Genomic DNA, 20,674 nt, shown 5'->3' on the forward strand with positions numbered 1-20,674 from the left:
GACACGCATCTTGCTGCTCCACTCGAACCGCCTCTTCAGAGAGGGGCTGACCGCCCTTCTTCGCACCCATGACGCGATCAGCGTTGTGCTCTCCACCAGCTCCCCGGACGAGGCGACACGGTCGACAAGGCCCCTGCGCCCTCACCTGGCGCTCGTGGAGATGCGCGACGAGACCACGCTTCAAGCGTGCCGCGCCATCCATGCCGCCCACCCTCGGCTGCCCATCGTCCTGCTCGGCGGCACGGCCGACCTCGCGCTGATCGTGCGCGCACTGCGAGAAGGGGGCAGCATCTACCTTCCTTCGGACGCCGACCCGTCGAGCCTGCTCATCAGTATCAGGCAGGCGCGTCAAGAGGGGCGTGCCGTCGGACCCCGCCTGTCCACGCCTCACAGCGGCCCCGTATCTGACCCGCTGCTCAGCCCTCGGGAGCGCGACGTGCTGCGCCTCGTCGCGAAAGGGCACGCGAACCGCTTGATCGGCAGGCGTCTGGCCATCAGCGAGAACACGGTGCGCAATCATCTGGCCAATGCCTACCAGAAGCTCGAGGTAAGCGACCGCACACGAGCCGCCCTCATCGCCCTGCAACGGGGGCTGCTGTAGCGCGCAGCCCACGCGGCTCACTCGCTGGCGCTTCCCCCGAGGCGCAGGTTGTAGTTCTGGAGCATCGCATCCATCTGGGTGCTCTGACCGGACTTCTTCATCACCGTCTGCTCCCGCACCATTCCCACACCCTTGCAGTACCAGCGCTTGGTCTGGATCTCAGCGCCATCCGCGGAACGTCCCCTGATGAGCACCAGCAGCGCAGTCTCGTCGCGACCGAGAACATTGAGACGTCTCAGCCCCTTGATCTCGAAGACGAGCAACGCCGAACCCTGAGACGCGGGCGCCTGCCAGGTCCAGTGAACCCCTTCGCGCAGGGGATGGCGGGCCAGGGTCTCTGGCGGGTCGAGGAAGAGCTCGGTGCCGCCGTGAACCCGCTTGAGCACCTCGACGCTGGATGCGCCGACAGAGATGCTCTCTCGCTGCACGCTCTCGGTCGCGTCTCCCACGAAGCTCTCCAGGACCCAGCAGGTCACCCCGTTCACCACTTCCTGATGGGTCACCCGCATGACGACGCGATTGTAGTTGGAGCGATACTCCCACGTGTTGCCCAGGGCCAGGGGGAAGTAGTCGGCCAGCCTCCCCATCGATGACGGAGCGGAGGTCGTGGCGCGTTCGAAGAGGTTCCAGCGATCCTTTGCTGGCGACGCGAAGGGGTGCGCGCTCCCGGCCGAAGGCGTAGCGGAAGGCGTAGCGGAAGGCGCCGCGGGAAGGCCAGAGGGCGGGAGCCCGCGCGACGGGGGAACCGCCGACGGCGAACCTGGCGGTGCCGCCACGGCGGGCGCCAGGACGAGCAGCAGGGCAAGGGTCACGCTGGCCACGCCCCCGAGTGTGCGCGGCACGGAGACGCTCGGTGCGTCTGCTGGCAGCGCGGAGAGCGGGCGAGGCGGGGCGGGCGCGAAGAGAAGCGCGCGCAGCGGAACGCCGACGAGCAGGACGAGAGCGAAGAGGTAGAGACCCGGCCAGAGCGGCGCGATGACCAGGAAGAGAAGCGACATGTAGAGCATCTCTGCGCCGTACAGCTCCCACGGCCGCTTCAGGAGCGAGACATGCTCGACGGTGGCCGCGCACGACGGGCACCTGCGATTCGCGAGATCGATATCGCCCGCACAGAGAGGACAGAACGGTCGCAGCGCGTGCAGCTCAAGCACCACGTTCGCAACCCGCTCACAGATCTCGCGGACCAGGCCCGGCGCGTCGGACAAGGGGAGCACAAGGGAGCTGTCGAGGCGAATGCGCCGCTTCGGTCCCTGCAGGTCGAAGCGCCTCGCCCACGCCTGCCCGTCACGGGTGACGTCAACGCGGATCCGGGCGCTCTTCACGTCTCTCCAGGTCACGATCTGCTCTCCCCCCTCATCGTTGAAGCAGAGGGTTCGACGGTTCGTGGAGAGGCGCACACCCGCGAGTCGCTTCTGGCGAAAGACGCGACGCGACGAGATCAGGAAGATGAGATACATGGCCGCAAGCCCCATGGTGAACGCGCCCGGCGCTTCCTCGAGGCGGGCTCTCACGGCCGGATGCAGCCGCGAGATGACGACGAAGGAGATCATGAGCGCCAGGGTGAGCCAGGTCATGACCTCGCCGACCCGACCGCCTTTGGGCGTCGTACCGTAGCCGTGCTCTGCCACCCGCTGCCTGCTCTCCTCTGCCCAGACGTCCCCGCGTTCCGAGGGCTCGAATCACACCTCACGCGGGATGACGGGGAGGATTTGCGGCCCGCTGCGCAGTTCCTTCAGTCAGCACCCGCTTGTGGGCGCCCATGTTCACATCGCGGAAACAATTTGTTCAGCAACTGTTCACATGCAGAAGTGTCTTGCCGTGATATAGTCAATCTAGTAGGATGGAGAGGGATCTCAGCCGCCGACCACGCGACGACGGTCCCGCCCAAATGCACACAGGGGGTTTCTCATGCTGGAAGGCGTTCAGAGCATCATCGGCCGCATCCAGGAGATCGAGACGTCGTTCCAGGCACGCGGTTCCGTGCCGGAGATCAGTTTCCAGCAGCAGTTCCAGCAGGCGCAGTCCGCGCTTGCGGGCGCCTCGTTCACACCCAACGCCCTCGCGTCGCAGATGCCCGGGGCGCCGAGCGTGCAGCCGTTCCTGAGCAATGTGAACCCCTCGCTCTGGAGCATGATGAATCCCGCGGGAATGGCCACCCCCACCACGAGCACCGCGCTCTTCAACCTTCCTGGCACGGCGCTCGAGCGCGCTGCAGCCTCGCAAGACGGACGTCAGTACTGGGGCAACTCGTGCGCGCACGCGGTGAACGACGTGCTCAAGTCGATGGGCATCGACATCAAGGACAAGGTCAAGGGGAACACCGAGTGGGTTCCCAACTACGCCGACCTCGGTCAGAAGGTCGGCTCGCTCAACGATATGCGCCCGGGCGATCTGGTGATCTACAACAACGAGATCGGCCAGGGCGGCTTCGATCACATCGGTATCTACGCCGGCAACGGCGAAGCCTGGAACGTGTCATCGGCCGCCGGTCACAAGTGGGTCAAGACCAAGGTCGGCGAGACCCGCTTCCAGGAAGGCCGCCGCATCACAGTCCCGATGTAGCTCGGCAGCTGTCTGAGCAGACCGGATCAGAAGAGGGCCGCGCGTCGCGCGGCCCTCTTCTGTCTGCCCGCAATCTCGCGGCGCCGGTCAGACGCCGACAGCCTGTCGCTCGCGCACGTCGAACTCGAGCTTCCAACGCCCCTCTCCCTCGCGAGCCACGCACCAGAGCTCAAGCGTGCCCACTTCCGTCACCACCGACCGCAGGCGCACCGGCATCAGCTGTCCGGGCTTGTCAGAACCGGTGGCCGCAAGCTCCACGGTGAGGGTGGCGATCTCCTCGAGCTCTTCCTCGTCCCAGTCCTCGAGCGTTGCACCGACCCCGTCATCCCGTCGAAGGGCTGAAGCCAGGAAGCGGAACTCGGCGGGCTCACCGACCACGAGACCGAACTCCTGGTCGGGAAGATCGGCCTGGGTGCCCTCTTCCATGCCGAGGGGCGCCACGCAGACCGCCTTGAGCGGAGGAGGCAGACCCGGAATGGCGGGACGCGCCACCTCGACCCCTACGAAGTAGGCCTTCGACGTGCCTCCGCGGATGCGAATGCCCTTGCCGTGCCTCACACGCCCATACGCCGAGGCGCCGCGCGCCACAGCCAGATCGAGATCGTCGCTGGCCAGCTCACGTGCGGGCTCGCTCCCCTCCCCGCTCAGCCACCCCTCGAGCAGGTGCAGCACGCGCTCTCGCAACCGAGACGCTTTCATGACGCCACCGTTGAAGAGAACTGCCGTGGGGTGGGCAAAGCTCCTGCCCTCCGCGCCATCGGCGAGGGCAGGGAGGGCGTTGCTCAGGAAAGACGCCAGATGGCGAGAGATGGCAGGATCGGCCTCGTAGGGGAGCCCGAGCTCCGCAAGTCCGGTTCGACGGGCGCGGGTAGCGTGATCACTGGGCGCGCACACGGGGAAGAAGCCGTCGAGAATCACGCGTTCCACATCGTCGCGCGTCAGCTGCGTGGTGATGGACCCTCCGATGAGACGGGTGCCCCGCCCCTCGATGACAAGCTCGCGGGAATCCTCGCCATCTGCATCGAGAAGGCGCTCCTTGGCGTCGCGACAAGCGTGCACGAGCTGCTGGAACTGCCAGGCGTCGAGCTTGTGCCCCTCTGCCTTCAGGCGAGCCTGAGCGTGGGCCGCGAGCGCGAGATCCATGTTGTCGCCGCCCAGGAGGATGTGCTCTCCCACGGCGATGCGCTCGAGCTGGAGGTTTCCCTCTTCCTCACCGACGGAGATGAGGCTGAAGTCGGTGGTGCCTCCCCCCACGTCGAAGACCAGGATGAGGTCGCCCACCGTGACGCTCTTGCGCCACTCCTCTCCCCGCGCGTCGAGCCAGGCGTAGAGTGCCGACGTGGGCTCCTCGAGAAGGGTCAGGTGCGTGAATCCGACCCCACGAGCCGCCTCCGCGGTGAGCTCACGCGCCACCGCGTCAAACGAGGCGGGCACGGTGAGCACGATCTCCTGCTGCTCGAGCGGCTGATCGGGATTGGCGTCGTTCCACGCATCCCGGATGTGCTCGAGATAGCGTGAGGCCACCTCCACGGGCGAGCAACGGGGCACGTCGTCCGGTGCCTTCCACGGCAGGATGGGCGCGCGACGGTTCACCCCGTCATGGCACAGCCACGACTTCGCGGAGGCAACCACGCGCTGCGGAACCCGCGCACCCTGGTCACGCGCGAAGGTTCCCACCGCCATCTCAGCCGCATCGTTCCAGGGCAGGGCCAGGCTGCCAGGGGCCAGCTCGTGGGCACCCGGAAGATAGAGGAACGACGGGAGAACCTCCCGGGCCTCCACCGTTCCCGGGTGGGTCACCTGGGACACGCTGAAATCAACGACCCGGGCCTCCTCTGCGACGGCGTCGACATGCGCCACCGCGCAGTTCGTCGTACCCAGATCGATGCCGACGATGCTCTTGCACTCCTGTGATGACACGTTGCTGATCCTCCAAGATGTTCTTCGACGCGCGCGCCTCGCGCCACGCTGCTGCGCCCACGCGCGGGAACGGCTCTCCGCTTGCGCCTGCGGTCTTGTGCGGTGGGGCCGCAATCGGCTTCAGTTCACCGTTCGCGACTGCTCGCCACTTGAAGCGTGGGTCCCCCCATGCTACACTACTCGGGCATGAAATCCTCGTCCCCCAGAAATCCGTGGTCCTCCTATCGCACGTACGTCATCGGATGCGGACTCGCGGGAACCCTGCTGAGCGATTTCGCGGTCACGCTCCAGTCTCAGCCGCAGCCTATGAGTCACTACCTCATCGGATCCGTTGCGGCGGCCGGCATCTATACGGCAGCAACTGCGCTCTCCCTGGGAAAGAAGGAGGCCACCGGGTCGATAGATGTCGTCGCGGTGGTCGACGTGGCCGTCCTCGGCGTGGTCTCGATTCTGGCGCACGAGCACGGAACCGCCGCGCTGTACAGCATGTATGGCCTGGTCACCCTGCTCTCCATGGCGACAAACGCCTCCGTGGGCTTCGTGGGCGCGGCACTCGCATCGCTTCTCTTGCTCGGCGCGCGGTTCTTCACCGGCGGAGCTGTCCAGCCCGTGCGCATGATCTGCGACGCCTTCCTGCCGGTTGGCCTGTTCTTCATTCTCGGATCGGCGGGCGCTGCGCTGCGCCAGTACCTTCTGAGCGGGGTCTCGCGCGAAGCCGCCGAGCATCGAGACCGCGCCATCGAGGAGTACCAGAAGAACGCGCGGCATCTGCTTCTCGAGAAGGAGAAGAGAGAGCGCGATCTGAGCGACAAGAAGCAGCAGCTCTACGCGCTCCTCTCGGTCTCGCAATACCTGAGCAGCACGCGCAACACGAAAGACCTCCTTCAGGCCATGTGCAGGCGGGCGCGCGAGGACATGAACTGCGCTGCGTCGTTCGTGATGCTCGTCGAAGAACGTGATCTGAGGCTCGTCCACTCGGTGGGAATCACCGAGATGACCCAGCGCCTGATGGACTGCAAGGTCGGCGAAGGCCTGCTCGGTGAAGTTGTCGCCAGCAACAAGGTCGTGCGGCTGAGCGAGAAGGACGCCGACCCACGGCTTCGCGCCTTCAAGCAGAACTGGGAATCGTTCCGAAACGTGCTCTTGGTTCCCCTCACGACGTCGCAAGACCCCACGCCCTTCGGCCTCATCGGCGTGGCCAACCTGCTTGTGGGCGAGGAGTTCCTTCTCGACGCGCACGAGGACTACCTCAAGATCCTGGCCGCAAGCTCGGCCATCGCGATCAAGAACATCAGCCTCACCGAGAACCTCGAGCAGAGCTACCACGAGATCATCCATGCCCTGGCGCAGGCCATCGAAGCCAAGGACCCCTACACCCACGGCCACATCGGGCGCGTGCAAGAATACGCCACCAGCCTGGCGCAGGCCCTCAAGCTGTCTGAAGCAGAGGTGAGAACCATCGCCAAGGGGGCCATCCTGCACGACGTGGGCAAGATCTCCACCCCCAACGAGATTCTCAACAAGCCCGGCGCTCTCACGCCAGCCGAGCGAAAGAAGATGGACGATCACGTCACGTCTTCCATCCACATCCTCAAGGACATCAAGTCTCTTCCGCCGGAGGTGTTCGAGATGGTGCTCTACCATCACGAGCGCTTCGACGGCAAAGGCTACCCCTATGGCTTGAGCGGTGACGAGATCCCCATCGGCGCGCAGGTGATCAGCGTGGTCGACGCGTTCGACGCCATGACCACCGACCGGCCCTACCGCAAGGGCTTTCCCCAGGAAAAAGCCCTTGATCTGCTCGCCATCAGCTCGGGCAGCCAGTTCAGCCCTCGAGTGTTGCAGGCGTTCTTCAGCCTGTTCAACTTCAAGCCGCGCACCAGCAACGGTGGGGGACCGCTCGAGCTCGGAAAGGCAGAGCGGAAGTAGCCGATTCCCCCACGCCCTCAACGAAGCTTCATCACCCCCACGGAAGAGAAGCGGCGCCCGCATTCACGCGGGCGCCGCTCCTGCTTCAGTGCCCTGAGGTCGGAGGCTTGCGACGACGACGGCGATTGCCGTTTCCGCGACTCCGCTCATCGCGGCGAGGTGGCGGGCTGTCGGTGGTCAGATCGCGTCCGACCCTCGACTCGTAGTACTCGACATCGAACGCCCCGCCTCGGGGACCGCGGTAGCCCTCTTCTCGGAACGGCGTTCGACGGGGCGAGCGCTCAGACGATGAAGTGCTTCGGCCACGCGACGAACGTCCTGAGCGCGAACCTCCGCGCCCCTCATCGGTGATGCCGTAGTCTGACGCGTTGACACGCTCGAGGTCGCGCGCATCGCGACGTCTGTAGACAGGCCGCTCGTCGTCGCGGTTCCTGGTGTCGCCGCCCCCGCCGCCGCTACGACCGCGCCCGCGATCTTCTTCATCGCGACGCCAGCGCGAAGACGAGCGTTCGTCGTCACGCCGCTCGGGCACCCGATCCCGGCTGCGCGAGCCGCGGCGTCTGGTGTCGTCATCGGCCTGCCTGGCGTAACCGCTCTCGCCACCGTACTCCCCACGGCCTTCACGGTGTCGATCACGGCCGCCGGAGGAGCGCTCTGGCGCTTCAACGTCGACCTCGCGCTCGACCTCACCTCTCCCCCCCCGACGACGCCTGCGCGACCGACGGGCAGGACCTTCGTCGCGCCCCTCGCCCGCCAGTGCGGGCTTTGCCCGTCCTGCCGAGGTAGCCACGGGAGCGACATACGGGTGCCGCTCACGCCACCAGCCAAGCACATCGACACCATCACCTGTGGCGAACACGGTGATCTCGAACAGATCGAGGGCCTCCGCGAAGTACGGCTTGCGTGACAGCACCTGTGCAAATCCCCGGTTCGCGCGGCGGAACTTGCGCTGCGCAGCCAGGATCTGGCAGACCCGCTCACGATCGCGCTTGGACACGAGCACCGTCTCGGTGAGGGGGCGGAGCAGCGCGAGAACGAGCTGCTCAGGGTCGCGATCAGGCTGCTCAGCCAGCACCCAGTCGGCCGTGTGGCGCACGATGGGATGGAACAGCGCCGAGTACAGGGTGGCGCGCGTCAGCGGGAAGCCTGCTCGCGTGCGCGCGTCTACCGAAGACAGAAGCCGCCAGAAGAGCGCACCTCGATCCGGAGCAAGCGCGCATCGCGTGCCCTCTGGCGTGACGATCTCCATGCTCCGCTCGTCTGCCACGAGGTCGAGATCTTCTTCCTCGGAGAGCGGCACGTCATCAGACGGCTCGAGCGCCTCCACGCCTCCTTCCCCTGCCTGCTCGTCGCCCGCGGCCTCGTCTTCCGCCTCTTCGCTGTCGATGGGCTGCTCGTCAACCCCGAGGACACGCTCCTGCTCCTCCGGATCGACATCTTCATCTGCGTCGAGAAGCATCTCGGCCTCGATCGCCTCGGAAGACTGCCGTGCCTCGGATCGGGCATCGAGCTGAAGCCCCGGTCCGGCGGGGACGCCGTGAAGGTACTCATAGACCTCGGGCAGCACGTAGCCCAGCAGGCCGGACGCCTTCATGAGCTGCAGCGAGCGACACGAGGCCCCGCCCTCGAGCAACCGCGCGGCCTCCTCGACCACGCGCGAGGTCGAGCATCGCGTGATCTCCTCGGCGTGCTCGCAGATGGCCTCCCAGGTCTCGGGTTCGATGGCGAAGTCAAGCCGCGCCGCGAACTTGATGGCCCGCAGCATACGTACCGGGTCTTCACGAAACCGCACATTGGGGTCGCCGATGGTTCGGATGACGCCCGCCTCGATGTCATCGACGCCACCCACGTAGTCGATGAGCGAGAACGAAGCGATGTCGTAGAAGAGGCCGTTTATGGTGAAATCGCGCCGCAGCGCATCTTCCTCGGGGCTGCCGAAGGTGTTGTCCTGGCGGACGAGGAGATCTTCCTGGTTCTCCTCATCGCGCTCTGGCTGCGCCCGGAACGTCGACACCTCGACGATCTTGTGATCGCGGAAGTGGATGTGGGCCAGTCGGAAACGACGTCCGATGAGCCAGCAGTTGCGAAACAGCTTCTTCACCTGACCCGGGCGGGCCGACGTGCTGATATCGAAGTCCTTGGGGTTTCGCCCGATCAGGAGATCGCGCACCCCGCCGCCGACCAGGAACGCCGTATGACCCGATCGATAGAGCCGGTAGAGCACCTTGAGCGCGTCGGCATCGATGTTCTTGCGGGAGATGGGGTGATCGGAGCGAGGGATGATGATGGGCTGCATCAGTGCTGCTTTCTTGTCATAGATGGACGCCGCTGTCGGTCGCTCTCGAGGGTGCTTGCCGACGCCCGCCGCACGGCGGACAGAAATCGCGCCGCTTGCAGCGCTGTGGTTAGGCGCGGCAGCCCGCGAATCCTTCGTGGGAGGGGATCGCGACGGGTGCGTGAAGGAAACCTTCCGGCGGGGGGCCAAACTTCTCCGAGCGAGCGCCTTCGCGGCCTCGAATGCCCATCTCGGAGGTGCACTCCCGCTCATGGCGCCCGTCGATGAAACCCTCTCCGCTGAAGATCTCGCTGCTGGCCAGGCAAGTCTGCGCAGCCTCCTGACGGGGTTCTGGGGGGCGCGCGCAGTGCACGCGGCCGTGCGCGTCGACCTGTTCAACGCACTGTCGGCAAGACCTCAGAAAGCCGACGAGGTCGCGCAGTCGCTGCGCATCGACCCGCGCGCGTGCGAGGTTCTGCTCAATGCGCTCGTCTCCCTGGGGCTGCTCGAGCGAGAGGAGGGCGCCTACAAGAACAGCCTGGTGAGCAAGACGCTGCTGGCCAGTGACAGCGAGTACCGCCAGTCATCCCTCGCCAGGGCGTTCTCCGACGAGTGGGACGCCTTCGGAAGCCTCGAGGAGACCCTGCGCACCGGTGCCCCGCCTCGTCCCGTGATTCCGCGCGACGAAGACGAGATCAACGCACGGCGCGACGAGGCCTCGGTCATCGCCCCGCTGATCGTGAAGAAGCTCGACGTGTCGCGCGTCAAGCGCGTGCTCGAGATCGGTGCGGGCCCGGCGACCTACGCCATCGCCCTCGCGCAGGCCAGCGCAGGGTATGAGATCACCGTTGTCGATTCGCAGCAGCGCGCACCCCTGGCGAAGCAGCGCATCGATGAAGCCGGCCTGGGCGGACGCATCCGCGTGGAAACAGCCGACCCGCTGAACGCCGACTTTGGCACGGAGTGCTACGACCTCGTGCTCATCCCTGGGCTTCGACTGCTGAGCCTCGACCTCGCAAAGCCTCTTGTGAAGCGCGCCTTCCAGGCCACGGTATCAGAGGGGCGGTGCGTCATCGACGACATCCTGCTGCGTGACGACCGCACCGGCCCACTGCCCGCGACGCTCCTCGCGCTCGAGATGCTGACCCGCGCCGGTGGCGCGCGCACGTACTCGGGCTGGGAGGTCACCGACCTCATGCAGACCGAGGGCTTCATCCGCGTCCAGATCATCCCCCTCGACCCGAGCGCCCACTCTCTCGTCGTGGGAATCCGACCCTGACGCCTGACGCTCGCTCGGGTGCTCGTCTCGAGCGCTCGCTTCGCCTCATCGACGTTGTCGCACTCGGCGTGAACGGGGTGGTCGGCGCCGGCATCTTCCTCCTGCCTGGGCGTATCGCGAACCTTGCCGGTGGCTGGTCGTGGGCGGTATATGTCGGGTGCGCCTCTCTCTGCTTCCTCGTAGCGCTCTGCTTCGCCGAGATGGGGAGCCGCTATGGTTCGACCGGTGGCGCCTACCGCTATGCGCGCGGAGCGTTCGGACCCTTCTGGGGTTTCCTGGTGGGGTGGATCGTCTGGCTCTCCGCCGTGCTGGGCTGGGCGTCTGTATCGGTGGGCCTTGCAGATCTGCTCACAGGTCTGGGCGTCAGCGCGATCAGCGGCCCCTTCGGACGGGCGACCTTCGTGGCCGTGCTCGCCGGCAGCCTTGCCGCCCTGAACGCGCGGGGCGCGCGTGTGGGCGCCTTGACGAACACGATGTTCTCGGTGCTCAAGCTCGTTCCCCTCGCGCTGTTCGTCGCGATCGGCGCCGCTCACGCGACCGCGTCACCGTTCTCGCTTCCCGCGGCGTGCAGCGGCCCGGGAGACCTCCAGTCGCTGCTGCTGTGGTCTCTCTTCCTGTACTCGGGGTTTGAGGAGGTGACGGTTCCGGCCGGCGAGACGGTGGACCCCGAGCACACCGTGCCCCGCGCGCTCTTCGTGGTTCTCGGCAGCGCGACGGTGGTGTACATCCTCGTGCAGCTGGTGGCGCAGGCGGTCTTCCCCGCACTCGGTGCCTCAGAGCGGGCCCCCCTTGCCGATGCCGCTCAAGCCCTCCTCGGGTCGAGAGGACTTGCGCTCATCGGCGTAGGTTCGGTGGTCTCCCTGCTGGGAACGAACGCCTCCATCGCCTTCACCGGCCCCAGAAGCCTCTACGCCCTCGCCGAAGATGGCTTCGTCCCCGCCCGGCTGGCCCAGCTCGATGAACGGTTTCACGCACCGCGCACCGCCATCGCGCTGACCGCGGGCCTGGTGATCGCCCTTCCCCTGATCGACACACTGCATCTCCAGAGCTTCACGCTCGGGCGCCTCTTGAAGATGAGCGCGCTGGCGTCGCTGCTGCAGTACATCGCCACATGCGCCGCCACCATCGCCATGCGGCGATCATCAGACGCCCCGCCTGCTCGCTTCCGCGCACCTGGCGGAGCGATGCTGCCCTGGGCGGCCCTGGCTCTCGTGGTGGGGCTTTTCTGCATGGCCGACCTGCAAGACAAGCTGGCCACCCTTGTGGGGGTGGCCCTGGGATTGCCGCTCTGGTGGCTGACGCCGCGTGAGGTCAGACAGGCTGTCGAGCACCGAGGCGACGCGCGCGATGAGGCCTTCGTAGAAGGGCAACCCGCTTCAGCGCGCGCGCCTCGGGTCTAGCGAACCTCGAGAAGCTCGACGTCGAAGACCAGCGTCGCGTTGGGCGGGATGACGCCAGGATAGCCTCCCGCGCCATAGCCCAGCTCAGAGGGAATCGTGAGCGTGCGCTTCCCGCCGACGTTCATCGACGCGATGCCCTCATCCCATCCCTTGATGACCTGACCGCGACCGAGAACGAACTCGAAGGGCTCGTTGCGATCAACGCTCGAATCGAACTTCTGACCGTTGACAAGACGGCCGGTGTAGTGCACCACGACGCGCTGGCCGGAAGAGGGCTGAGCGCCCTCTCCCACGACCTCGTCTTCATAGTGGAGTCCGCTGGAGGTGGTCGGCATGGAAGTGAACGCTCCTACTTGATGGCGATGAGCTCGACGTCGAACTTGAGCGTGGCGTTGGGCGGAATCGCGCCACCAGCGCCACGGCTGCCGTAGCCCAGCTCCGCGGGAATGACCAGGGTGCGCTTGCCCCCGACCTTCATGCTGGCCACGCCTTCATCCCAGCCCTTGATCACCTGACCCTGGCCGATGACGAACTCGAACGGCTTCTCGCGATCAACGCTCGAATCGAACTTCTTGCCGTCGAGGAGCCAGCCGGTGTAGTGCACCACCACGGTCTGCCCCGCAGCGGGAGACGCCCCCTTGCCCTCGACCGTATCGATGTACTGCAGCCCGCTGGCGGTCTTCACCATCTTGCCATCGGCGGCTGGTGCAGGGGCTCCGGAGGTTGATGTCGCGGGCGCTCCCGACGTCACCGGCGCCTTTTCGGCCGGCTTCTGCGACGTGGTGCTCTCTGCGCAGCCGCCAGCGAACAGCAGGGCTGCGAGCGCGAGACAGGTGACCGGAGTGGACAGACGCATGGGATACCTCACTGATGTGTTGTCTTGCGCGCGGGGGCGCGAGCGGCACCTTCCGCACCCAGTGTCCTTCTCCTGCAGATGGGTTCCGCGCGCCAGTGCACGGCAGGCAGCGCAACGGAAGCGGCTCCTCAGTGCCACTCATCCTGTCGATGCGGGAGGCCGGGCGCCTCGGGAAGCACCTCGACCTTCGGAGAGGCAGACGGTGAGGAAGAAGGCGCTTGAGGCGAACGAGGCGCAGCGGAGGAGGAAGCGCTGCTCTCCCGCACGAGAACCTCATCTGCGAATCGAGGATTGATCACGACGTGCATGGCCCCGTTCGGCAGCCTGCGCTTGTAGATGCGATCAAAGCGCCAGTCGACATCGAGCAGGCCAGCGAGGAGCGCGTCAGAGACCACGAGATCGACCGCCAGTCCGGCGCGGTGCGCGTCGGAGTCGTGCCCGTGAGAGATCTCGAGGACGCCGCGACGATGGGGGCGTGCAGGCGCTGGCTTGCCCGAGCGCTGTGATGCAGAGGCGCTGCGCCACCGCCGCTCGAGCGCATCGAGCCAGGCGTGCAGCTGGGCCGTGGCGGCGAAGCCGCGACGCGTCACCAATTGGCTGCGCGGCACGAACCCCCGGGTCTCCGCCTCCCCCTGCTCCGGCCGATAGCGGGCACAGAGCTCTGCCAGCGCCTCGCTCGACGCGCGCGTGGCCGCCAGCGCGCCAAGCGTCTTCCACACGTACAGGTCAGACTCATCGCCCATGGCCTCGCGCGAATTCGCAGCCGTCGTCACGTCGCCGTCCATGGTGCGCAGCCCGTTGAGCATCTCGCGGCTTCGACGATCGTTCCACAGCGTGACATACGAGAGGCGCAGGCGCTTCAGCCCATCAACGATGGGCCCACGGTCGTGACGGCTGTATCCGCCGGGCCGGGGCGCGTGGCGACGCAGGAAATCGATGAGCAGGTCATCGGTGTTCGCCACGCCGTTGTGGTAGGTGGAGATAGCCAGATCGGGACATCCCGGATACATCGCCAGGAGATAGCGCATGTAGACGACGCTGTCTTCGATGTTGGCGCGAGGCACCGCCCGCTCATCCTTGACGTGAGCGGCCCTGCGCAGCGTCTCGTGCACCGAGGCCAGATCGAGCTCACGCGCCCGCTTGTCGAGGAACGCAGCCCGTCCACGAATGAGGGCGGCCAGTGGATGATGGGGTCCGCACAGGTCCACGAGGTCGGCCAGCGTGCGGCAGAACGAGGCCGCGGCGAACTCGACCCGGGCATACCGCCCGCTGACGCGATGCGCCTGCGCGACGGCACCGTCGGAGAGCTGTCCCAGTCCGACACACGCGGCGTATGAGGTTGCGGCGGTCTGACCGCTGTTCTCCCAGGCGAGGATGGCGGTGGCCATCGGCTGCGGCACGCCGAACCGCTCACACGCGATGGCAATCTCGTCGGAGTGGGCGCGGATGACGGCCACATTGCTGTCGATGCGATGCGAGCGCGTCTCGTGGAACACGATGTGGAAGCAGGCGAGAACCTCGGCCACCGCCTGACGACGCTCTTCGTCGCTGGCCTCGATGAAGACGCCGTTCACGCACGACTCGACGAGGCCGAGCACGCCAGCGCTGTACTTTTCGGCGTGAAAGCGAGCGAGGTCGGAGCGTGGCGGCGCGGCGAGCGCGGGCGCACAGGCTGCGAGAGGCAGAATGACACAGAGGAGCCGCATCGCGTGCCTGCCGACCCGCAGAAGCGACTGCCCTGCCCTGATGCGCGCGCTCAGCGTCCTCCAGCGCTGCCCTTCTCGAGATCTGCGGTTCCGAATCCCCGCTCGGTCAGGAACCTGCGCAGCTTCTTCTGGGCGCCGATGAGCTTCTCGACATTCTGCTGCGGCGACCCGGAGAGCTTTGTCACGGGAACGCCGTGGAGCACGGCCAGGGCAAACAGATGAAGCTCGTCAGGGCTCAGCTGTGCAAGCCCCTCACCTACGGCAGTCAGCATGGGTTTCGTGTGATCGTTCATGGTCATGGGGCCTTTTTCAGGCAGCGCGGAATCTCCTTCGCGTACGTCACCGCACAGCAAGGCTCCAGGCATTCAAGCCGTAGAGCCCGAGCAGAACAAGTGCCAGGAGCACGCGCAGCCCGTAGCTCTGCCCGAAGAAGAGGGGATAGCGCGACCCCGGCGTCATCAGCATGAACGTGGTCACCATGGTGGCCACAACCGCCAGACCTGCGCCGATCGACGGCGCGAGATGCAGCCAGACCGCCAGGGGCGAGGCGAGAAGGCTTGTTTCGGTGGCGCGCATGGCGATGAGAAGGGCCAGCGCCGGCAGGTGCATGAGGACGAACGCCACTGCCGTTGTGCGCCGCCGCGCGCCCACCGCGAGCGCCTGCCATGCGGCATACACCAGCATGGGCACGAGCACCGCAATCGCCAGCCGTGCCCCGAGCAGCAGGCTCCCCTGCGCGCGCAGGTCGAGCCACGCCGGATCGGTGAGCGGCGGGGTGGGAACGCCTCCCCGAGATGCCACAAGCGCCGCGGTGGCCTGAAAGGCCTGGGCCTCGTACCATCCGAACAGCCCCAGCGGGATGCACGCGATCACCAGCATGAGGAAGGCGCCCACTTTGGGAGGCAGGCCTCCTACGCGACCGAGCTGGAGCGCCACGGTAACCGGAACGCGAATCTCCTCGTTGGCACTCGTGACGAGGATGTGCGCGTGGGCCTGAATGTCTTCGTGAAGAAGAGAGGTGTCGATCCAGACCTGGATCTCCTGCCCGTCGCCCTCGAAGTGCTGCGGGCTCACCTGAAGCCAGGGAACACTCGAGTGAACATGACCCGAGATGGTGCCTCCGCCCTCATTGAGAACCTTCAGGTGCTCAAATCCGATTGCGCCCTGGCTGAGGCTCGTGAGATCGAGCCGCTGCGGATGCACGGCGAGGCGAGGGGGCGTCGCGCGCTCATTCGCGCCGCGTCCGCTGAGAGCGTCGAGCACCTCCTCGATGGAGGCGTATGCATATTCAGCGAACGGCTCAAGACACTTCTCGACGATGCCGCTGAACGATGCGGAGACGTCACCCCGCAACGACGAGAGCGACTTTCGCGCCTCGTGCCGAGCGTCGACACCCGTGAGAAGGAAGTAGCACAGCGCACCCAGCGACCAGATGTCAGCCTGCCTCGTAGCTTTGGCGTTGGCCAGCATCTCGCTGTCGTACCATCGGGGCAGGCAGTCGGCCGGGAGCGAGGCGCGATGCGCGGGTGGATAGATGCGGGCGATGCCGTAGTCGGTCAGGCGGATGTTCCCGCGTTCGTCGATGACGAAGGCCTCTCTGTCGAAGCCCCCCAGAACCATGCGCGGCTCCTGCGCGTGAAGGAAGCGAATGGCCTCGGCCACCGCGCGGGCCCAGGTGCGCACGACCTCTTCGCTCAGCGTGCCATCTCGATGAAGACGCTCCTCCTCGAGGGTTCGTCCGCCGATCTGCTCGGTCACGGTCCAGGCGCTGCCCTTCTCCGCGAAGAACTCCTCGACCCGAGGGAGGAGATCGAGGGTGATGGACGCTTCGCGGTCACCCTCGGCGTAGAAGTGGTTGAGGAACTCCTTCTTGAGATCGTCTTCGCTGGGAATGGAGAACTGCTTGAGAACCCACTGGCGGTTGTAGACCGAATCGCGAACGACGTAGACGTTGCGATGATCGCGGGTCTCCACAACCTTGAGCACGGTATACTTCCCCGCCAGGGGAGCGCCCACCTCGACGACTTCCACGATCACCCTCCCACGTCAGCGATTCTTCTGCGCACAGAGCAGCGCACCACGAACGTCTAGCGCGCCTCGCCCGAAGCACGACCGGCAAGCTCGCCCACCGCCTCGAGGATCTCGTCGGCGGTCAGCGTGTGCGTTGATTGCTTGGCCCGCGCGATGACGTGCTTGACCACCTCGGGCCGAGGCTCGATGCCGTGATGCTCGAGCCAGGCTGCGGCATTCGACTCTCCGGACATGGGGCCCACATCGATGATCTGGGTCAGCCCGAAGAGACCCGCAGGAACACTGGAGTAGACGCGATCAGCCAGCCAGTGATCGCCCTTCCTGCGCGCCTTGATGATAGCGGCCGCGTGAACGCCGGTCGCCGTGCGAAAAGCATCGGCGCCCACGATGGGGTAGTTCACCGCGATGGTGACACCGAGCGCGCTGGCGGCAAGATCGCAATATCGCTTGAGCGCAGACAGATCTGCGTCGATGGCGCCGAGCAGCAGCAGGTTCGCGAGCAGCAGATCGACGGGTACGCAGCCCGCACCACGACCAAGCCCGAGCGCGGTGCCGTGAAGCATCTCGACCCCGTTTTGATGCGCTTCGAGGGCGTTGGCCAGCGCGAGATCGCGATCGTTGCGCCCGAACCACCCGAGGCGAGCAGCAGAGCCGAGCTCGTCGAGGACGCCGCGCGTGAAGACAACCAGATGACGCACGCCAGAAGGAGAGGCGCATCCGCCGCGATCTCCCAGGCAGATGTGCTTCGCCCCTTCGTGGGCCGAAACGCCCAGAAGGCGACGCAAGGTCTCCGGGCGAGCACACGAGGCATCGTGCAACGTCACCCTCGGCTCAAACCCCAGGCGGGCGGCGGCTCGAAGCGCCAGCGTGAGCTGGTGCGCGACCGTCTCGAGGGAGAGCCCCATCTCGAGGCGCTCCGCTTCACCGACCGGTACCCGCAGGTTCAGGCGAAGCCGTCGTCCCACCCGCTGGGCCAGCGCGTCTGCCGCCTGCACGGCGGCCTCATCGGCGTTCACCGTGAGCGCGGGAGCAAGTGGAAGCCGCTCTTCGTCGATGGCCCGCGCCAGCTGCTCGAGGTGTTCGGCCGTGTCCGGCGAGAATGCGCCGAGGTTGGCTTCGCGCATGTGAAGCGCTGCGGCGGAGCGCAGCATCTCGAGCTGCGTGGCGAGGGCGGGTTGTGTCGCCGACTGGGCGTTCACCGCCTCCCACAGCGTCTCGTCGACCACCGAGACGCGCCGTCGAGACGGCTCTGCCGCGGGTGTGTCGTTCCAGTCGTAGATCAGGTCTCGCTCGTGGAGCTCGCTCACGCCGTGACCTCCACTCTCGCTGCACCCTGCGTCGCGGTCGCATGGATATCGCCATCCACCCCTGGCCACCCCGGTGGAATCGGCACCTTCACCGCTTCCGACACAGCAGCCATGTACGCGGGCAGGTGCTCGAGGTCGCCGTGATGGACGCCGACAATGCGGGCATTGAGAAGCAGCACGTCCATCGGGGTGTTGCCCACCCGCTCGCCCACACCCACGGCCGTGCCATGGATGCGATCGGCTCCCGCCTCGATGGCGGCAAGGGCATTCGCAATGGCAAGCCCGCGATCGCGGTGGCCGTGCCAGTCGATCTTCACGTCTTCACCCGTAGCGCGCACCACCTCGCGGATGAAGCGCACGAGCGCGCGAACGCCCGCCGGGGTTGCGTGGCCGACGGTGTCAGACAGGCACACCCGCCGCGCCCCGGCCTCGATGGCCGCGGTGTAGAGGCGTCTCAACGTCTCAGGCTGGGCGCGGGTTGTGTCTTCGGTCACGTACATGCACGAGATGCCGTTGCGCACCGCGTACGAGACGGCTTCATCGGTGTGGTGGAGAAGCTTCTCGATGGGCCAGCTCTCCGCATACAGGCGAATGGGGCTCGACCCCAGGAAGACGTCGGCCTCGACGTCCATTCCCACCGCCTGTGAGACCTCGACGATGGGCTGGATGTCGACGATGAGCGTGCGAGCCGCGCACGAGGGCTTGATTCGAAGGCGCTGGTCACGCACCTCGCGGCAGATGCGCAGCACGTGCTCGCGCGCCCGAGGCCCCGCCCCGGGCAGGCCCACGTCGGCACCGTGGATGCCGAGCGCCTCCATCAGGTGGAGGATCTTGAGCTTGTCATCGATCTCCGGATCGACCACCGACGGCGACTGGAGACCGTCGCGCAACGTCTCGTCCTGGAACTCGACCGTTCGACCCGCGAAGCGCTCTTCGTCGCGGTTCCAGTCGTAGGCCACCTCGGCCGTCTGTCGCGTACCTGCCGTCGATGCTGTCTCCATGAGGGCCGGCTTCGATCTGGGAGGGGAGCATTCCTCCCCTCCCCTAGCGCGACACAACCTCGGCCACGCCTGTCATCGAGCACCATGACCTTGAACGGTGCTCAATATCGCCTGGCCGTGCACCCCCCGCCCAGAGGCAGAGCGGCGCTCCGATGACCGCGCGTGGGTCAGCGTCAGGCCGAGACCTCGAAGCGCTGGCCCGGGTAGGCGTGCATCTTCTCGGCCAGGGCTACCGCCGCCTGGGGATCGACGACCCCCGCCCCCTGCAGATGGCGATCGACGCCCTCGAGGGGACGTGCGGTGCGCATCAGGATGTCCTTGACCTGCTGCGGCGTGAGGGCGGGATTTGCCTCGATCATGTCCGCGCAGATGCCCGCCACGATGGGGGCCGCCATGGACGTGCCATCCATCGCCAGATAGGCCGAGCTGCTGCCACGCGGCACCGCGGTCTCGTGCGGCTGCATGAGCGACGCAATGGCCTCTCGCATCTCTGCCGCGGGCCGGGTCAGCACCTCGCGCGGCAGCATCCCCTCGAGCACGAGTTGCCGCGCCAGCATGCGAAGCTCAGACGCGCTCGCCTCATCGAGCAGCGCCGCCTGCTCGGCCTCTTCGCGATTCTCCTGCTCGATCTGGCTCCCCGGCACGTTCAGGCTCATGATGTTCGCCCCCGGCGCCACGACGTCCGGCTTGTGACGCCCCTCCGGCGTGGGTCCCTGGCTGGAGAAGGGCGCCACATCGTCGTCGGCGCGCTGCCGCGTGCCCTTCGGATCGAGCGCGCCAACAGTGATGACATTCGGATTCGTCGCGGGCGTCCCGTCAATGCTTCCCGCACCGCGCTCTCCATCGTTGCCGGCCGCCACGACGACGACGATGCCGGCGGCCACGGCGGCGTTCACGGCATCTTCCAACGGATCAAGCGCTTCGCTGCGCGCCCCGAAGACACCATATCCATCGCTGAGCCCCGCCAGAGGGATGCCGAGCGAGAGATTGGCCACACGGATGTTGTAGCGCGCCTTGTTGTCGACCATCCAGCGCAGCCCCGCGGCGACGTCGTGCAGAGCCTGCCCCACGTCTTCGCCCTCGAGGCCGCCCCCCAGCACGCGAATGCCGATGAGGTTGGCCTCCGGAGCCGCGCCCGCAAAGCGACCGCCCGACGCCTTGCCGTCGCCGGCCGCGTCGCCCGCCACATGGGTGCCGTGGCCCACCGCATCGACAGGCCGACGACCGCCATCAACCATATCGGTGAAAGCCACGAGTCGGTCACCGAGATCGGGGTGCGGTGCGATGCCCGTATCGAGAATGGCGATCCCAACCCCCTTCCCGTGATAGGGCAGGGAGTACTGGAGCGCCTCCATGGGGCCCACACTCCTCTCTACACCCGCCGCGGGATCCGCGCTGGGACGTGCCTGAGACGCAGGAAGCGCGGACACCTGGCGCTGCTCCTTCGACGAGACAGAGGCAGGTCGCAGGGATGTCTGCGGAAGGCGGAGGGTGACATTCATGGTGGGGACGCTCCTGCTCGTGGGATGTCCGGCGCCCTGCACTCCCGCTCGAGATGCGCGTGGGCGACGCTGCCGGCCGCAACCGACGCCCCGACAATAGCAGGCGGGTCGATCGCGGATGTTAACGAGGTGTGAACGCTTCGAGACCTTGTGACCGTGAAACCCGCGAGACGCGGCGTCTTCTGCGACCCGCAACCGCCTGCTGAACCTGATGCATCGACCTGCTGCACATCGGTGATCCGGGATGCACCAATGGAAAGGGCACTCCGGCGTGACGAGAATGAGACACACCTTTCAGGCAATTT

Annotated in this window: 17 protein-coding genes and 1 pseudogene; 5 read left to right on the forward strand and 13 right to left on the reverse strand. The window is 66.6% G+C overall.

Features of this window, described 5'->3' with window-relative positions; translation table 11 throughout:
• The coding region (locus EB084_04565) for a DNA-binding response regulator (GenBank protein ID NDD27522.1) at positions 1–601 on the forward strand (601 nt) is incomplete at its 5' end.
• 17 nt (positions 602–618) lie between these two features.
• Here EB084_04565 and EB084_04570 read toward each other — a convergent pair.
• A complete protein-coding gene (locus tag EB084_04570; GenBank protein ID NDD27523.1) occupies positions 619–2,229 on the reverse strand; it encodes a hypothetical protein in 1,611 nt (536 codons plus the stop codon).
• 280 nt (positions 2,230–2,509) lie between these two features.
• On the opposite strand from EB084_04570, the gene EB084_04575 reads away from it, so the two are divergent.
• Positions 2,510–3,163 (forward strand): hypothetical protein, encoded by a 654-nt coding sequence (locus EB084_04575; protein ID NDD27524.1) that lies wholly within the window; start codon positions 2,510–2,512, stop codon positions 3,161–3,163.
• 87 nt (positions 3,164–3,250) lie between these two features.
• Here EB084_04575 and EB084_04580 read toward each other — a convergent pair whose 3' ends face one another.
• A complete protein-coding gene (locus tag EB084_04580; GenBank protein NDD27525.1) occupies positions 3,251–5,059 on the reverse strand; it encodes an Hsp70 family protein in 1,809 nt (602 codons plus the stop codon).
• 192 nt (positions 5,060–5,251) lie between these two features.
• Here EB084_04580 and EB084_04585 point away from each other — a divergent pair, with 192 nt between their 5' ends.
• On the forward strand, positions 5,252–7,012 hold the full coding sequence (locus tag EB084_04585; GenBank protein ID NDD27526.1) for an HD domain-containing protein: 1,761 nt from the start codon (positions 5,252–5,254) through the stop codon (positions 7,010–7,012).
• An 85-nt stretch (positions 7,013–7,097) separates the two neighbouring features.
• On the opposite strand, the gene pcnB is transcribed toward EB084_04585, so the two are convergent.
• Positions 7,098–9,560: a polynucleotide adenylyltransferase PcnB gene (gene pcnB, locus EB084_04590; GenBank protein NDD27527.1), complete on the reverse strand. Its 2,463-nt coding sequence runs from the start codon at positions 9,558–9,560 to the stop codon at positions 7,098–7,100.
• Between pcnB and EB084_04595 the strand changes: the two are divergent.
• Positions 9,331–9,861: pseudogene (locus EB084_04595) on the forward strand (hypothetical protein). The gene pcnB and the pseudogene EB084_04595 sit on opposite strands and share 230 nt — an antisense overlap.
• Here EB084_04595 and EB084_04600 read toward each other — a convergent pair.
• Both EB084_04600 and EB084_04605 read right to left on the reverse strand, forming a co-directional pair.
• A complete protein-coding gene (locus EB084_04600; protein NDD27528.1) occupies positions 9,813–10,055 on the reverse strand; it encodes a hypothetical protein in 243 nt (80 codons plus the stop codon). The pseudogene EB084_04595 and the gene EB084_04600 overlap by 49 nt on opposite strands.
• Before the next feature lie 286 nt (positions 10,056–10,341).
• Positions 10,342–10,539: a hypothetical protein gene (locus tag EB084_04605; protein ID NDD27529.1), complete on the reverse strand. Its 198-nt coding sequence runs from the start codon at positions 10,537–10,539 to the stop codon at positions 10,342–10,344.
• On the opposite strand from EB084_04605, the gene EB084_04610 reads away from it, so the two are divergent.
• Positions 10,464–11,966 (forward strand): APC family permease, encoded by a 1,503-nt coding sequence (locus EB084_04610; protein NDD27530.1) that lies wholly within the window; start codon positions 10,464–10,466, stop codon positions 11,964–11,966. The two genes, EB084_04605 and EB084_04610, sit on opposite strands and share 76 nt — an antisense overlap.
• Here the strand turns inward: EB084_04610 and EB084_04615 are convergent.
• The 8 genes from EB084_04615 to EB084_04650 form a co-directional block, all read right to left on the reverse strand.
• Positions 11,963–12,301 (reverse strand): FKBP-type peptidyl-prolyl cis-trans isomerase, encoded by a 339-nt coding sequence (locus EB084_04615; protein ID NDD27531.1) that lies wholly within the window; start codon positions 12,299–12,301, stop codon positions 11,963–11,965. The genes EB084_04610 and EB084_04615 overlap by 4 nt on opposite strands.
• Before the next feature lie 14 nt (positions 12,302–12,315).
• Positions 12,316–12,822 (reverse strand): FKBP-type peptidyl-prolyl cis-trans isomerase, encoded by a 507-nt coding sequence (locus tag EB084_04620; GenBank protein NDD27532.1) that lies wholly within the window; start codon positions 12,820–12,822, stop codon positions 12,316–12,318.
• A gap of 128 nt (positions 12,823–12,950) precedes the next feature.
• Positions 12,951–14,528: a hypothetical protein gene (locus EB084_04625; GenBank protein NDD27533.1), complete on the reverse strand. Its 1,578-nt coding sequence runs from the start codon at positions 14,526–14,528 to the stop codon at positions 12,951–12,953.
• A 50-nt stretch (positions 14,529–14,578) separates the two neighbouring features.
• On the reverse strand, positions 14,579–14,827 hold the full coding sequence (locus EB084_04630) for a sigma-70 family RNA polymerase sigma factor (protein ID NDD27534.1): 249 nt from the start codon (positions 14,825–14,827) through the stop codon (positions 14,579–14,581).
• Between the two features lie 40 nt (positions 14,828–14,867).
• On the reverse strand, positions 14,868–16,565 hold the full coding sequence (locus EB084_04635; GenBank protein ID NDD27535.1) for a hypothetical protein: 1,698 nt from the start codon (positions 16,563–16,565) through the stop codon (positions 14,868–14,870).
• Positions 16,566–16,615: 50 nt separating this feature from the next.
• Positions 16,616–17,866, reverse strand: a complete 1,251-nt coding sequence (locus EB084_04640; protein NDD27536.1) for a hypothetical protein — start codon at positions 17,864–17,866, stop codon at positions 16,616–16,618.
• Positions 17,863–18,867: a 2-isopropylmalate synthase gene (locus EB084_04645; GenBank protein NDD27537.1), complete on the reverse strand. Its 1,005-nt coding sequence runs from the start codon at positions 18,865–18,867 to the stop codon at positions 17,863–17,865. The genes EB084_04640 and EB084_04645 overlap by 4 nt, the downstream gene beginning before the upstream one ends.
• A 173-nt stretch (positions 18,868–19,040) precedes the next feature.
• Complete coding sequence (locus EB084_04650; protein ID NDD27538.1) at positions 19,041–20,369, reverse strand: hypothetical protein; 1,329 nt, start codon at positions 20,367–20,369, stop codon at positions 19,041–19,043.
• Positions 20,370–20,674 lie beyond the last annotated feature (305 nt).

Source organism: Pseudomonadota bacterium, assembly GCA_010028905.1.
GTDB lineage: Bacteria > Vulcanimicrobiota > Xenobia > RGZZ01 > RGZZ01 > RGZZ01.

What these genes read in the sequence shown, in the direction of transcription:
- EB084_04620 (NDD27532.1), bottom strand. Translation starts at nt 12,822, where the DNA reads ATGCGTCTGTCCACTCCGGTCACCTGTCTCGCGCTCGCAGCCCTGCTG.
- pcnB (NDD27527.1), bottom strand. Translation starts at nt 9,560, where the DNA reads ATGAGCGGGAGTGCACCTCCGAGATGGGCATTCGAGGCCGCGAAGGCG.
- EB084_04625 (NDD27533.1), bottom strand. Translation starts at nt 14,528, where the DNA reads ATGCGGCTCCTCTGTGTCATTCTGCCTCTCGCAGCCTGTGCGCCCGCG.
- EB084_04650 (NDD27538.1), bottom strand. Translation starts at nt 20,369, where the DNA reads ATGAATGTCACCCTCCGCCTTCCGCAGACATCCCTGCGACCTGCCTCT.
- EB084_04615 (NDD27531.1), bottom strand. Translation starts at nt 12,301, where the DNA reads ATGCCGACCACCTCCAGCGGACTCCACTATGAAGACGAGGTCGTGGGA.
- EB084_04645 (NDD27537.1), bottom strand. Translation starts at nt 18,867, where the DNA reads ATGGAGACAGCATCGACGGCAGGTACGCGACAGACGGCCGAGGTGGCC.
- EB084_04575 (NDD27524.1), top strand. Translation starts at nt 2,510, where the DNA reads ATGCTGGAAGGCGTTCAGAGCATCATCGGCCGCATCCAGGAGATCGAG.
- EB084_04630 (NDD27534.1), bottom strand. Translation starts at nt 14,827, where the DNA reads ATGACCATGAACGATCACACGAAACCCATGCTGACTGCCGTAGGTGAG.
- EB084_04585 (NDD27526.1), top strand. Translation starts at nt 5,252, where the DNA reads ATGCTACACTACTCGGGCATGAAATCCTCGTCCCCCAGAAATCCGTGG.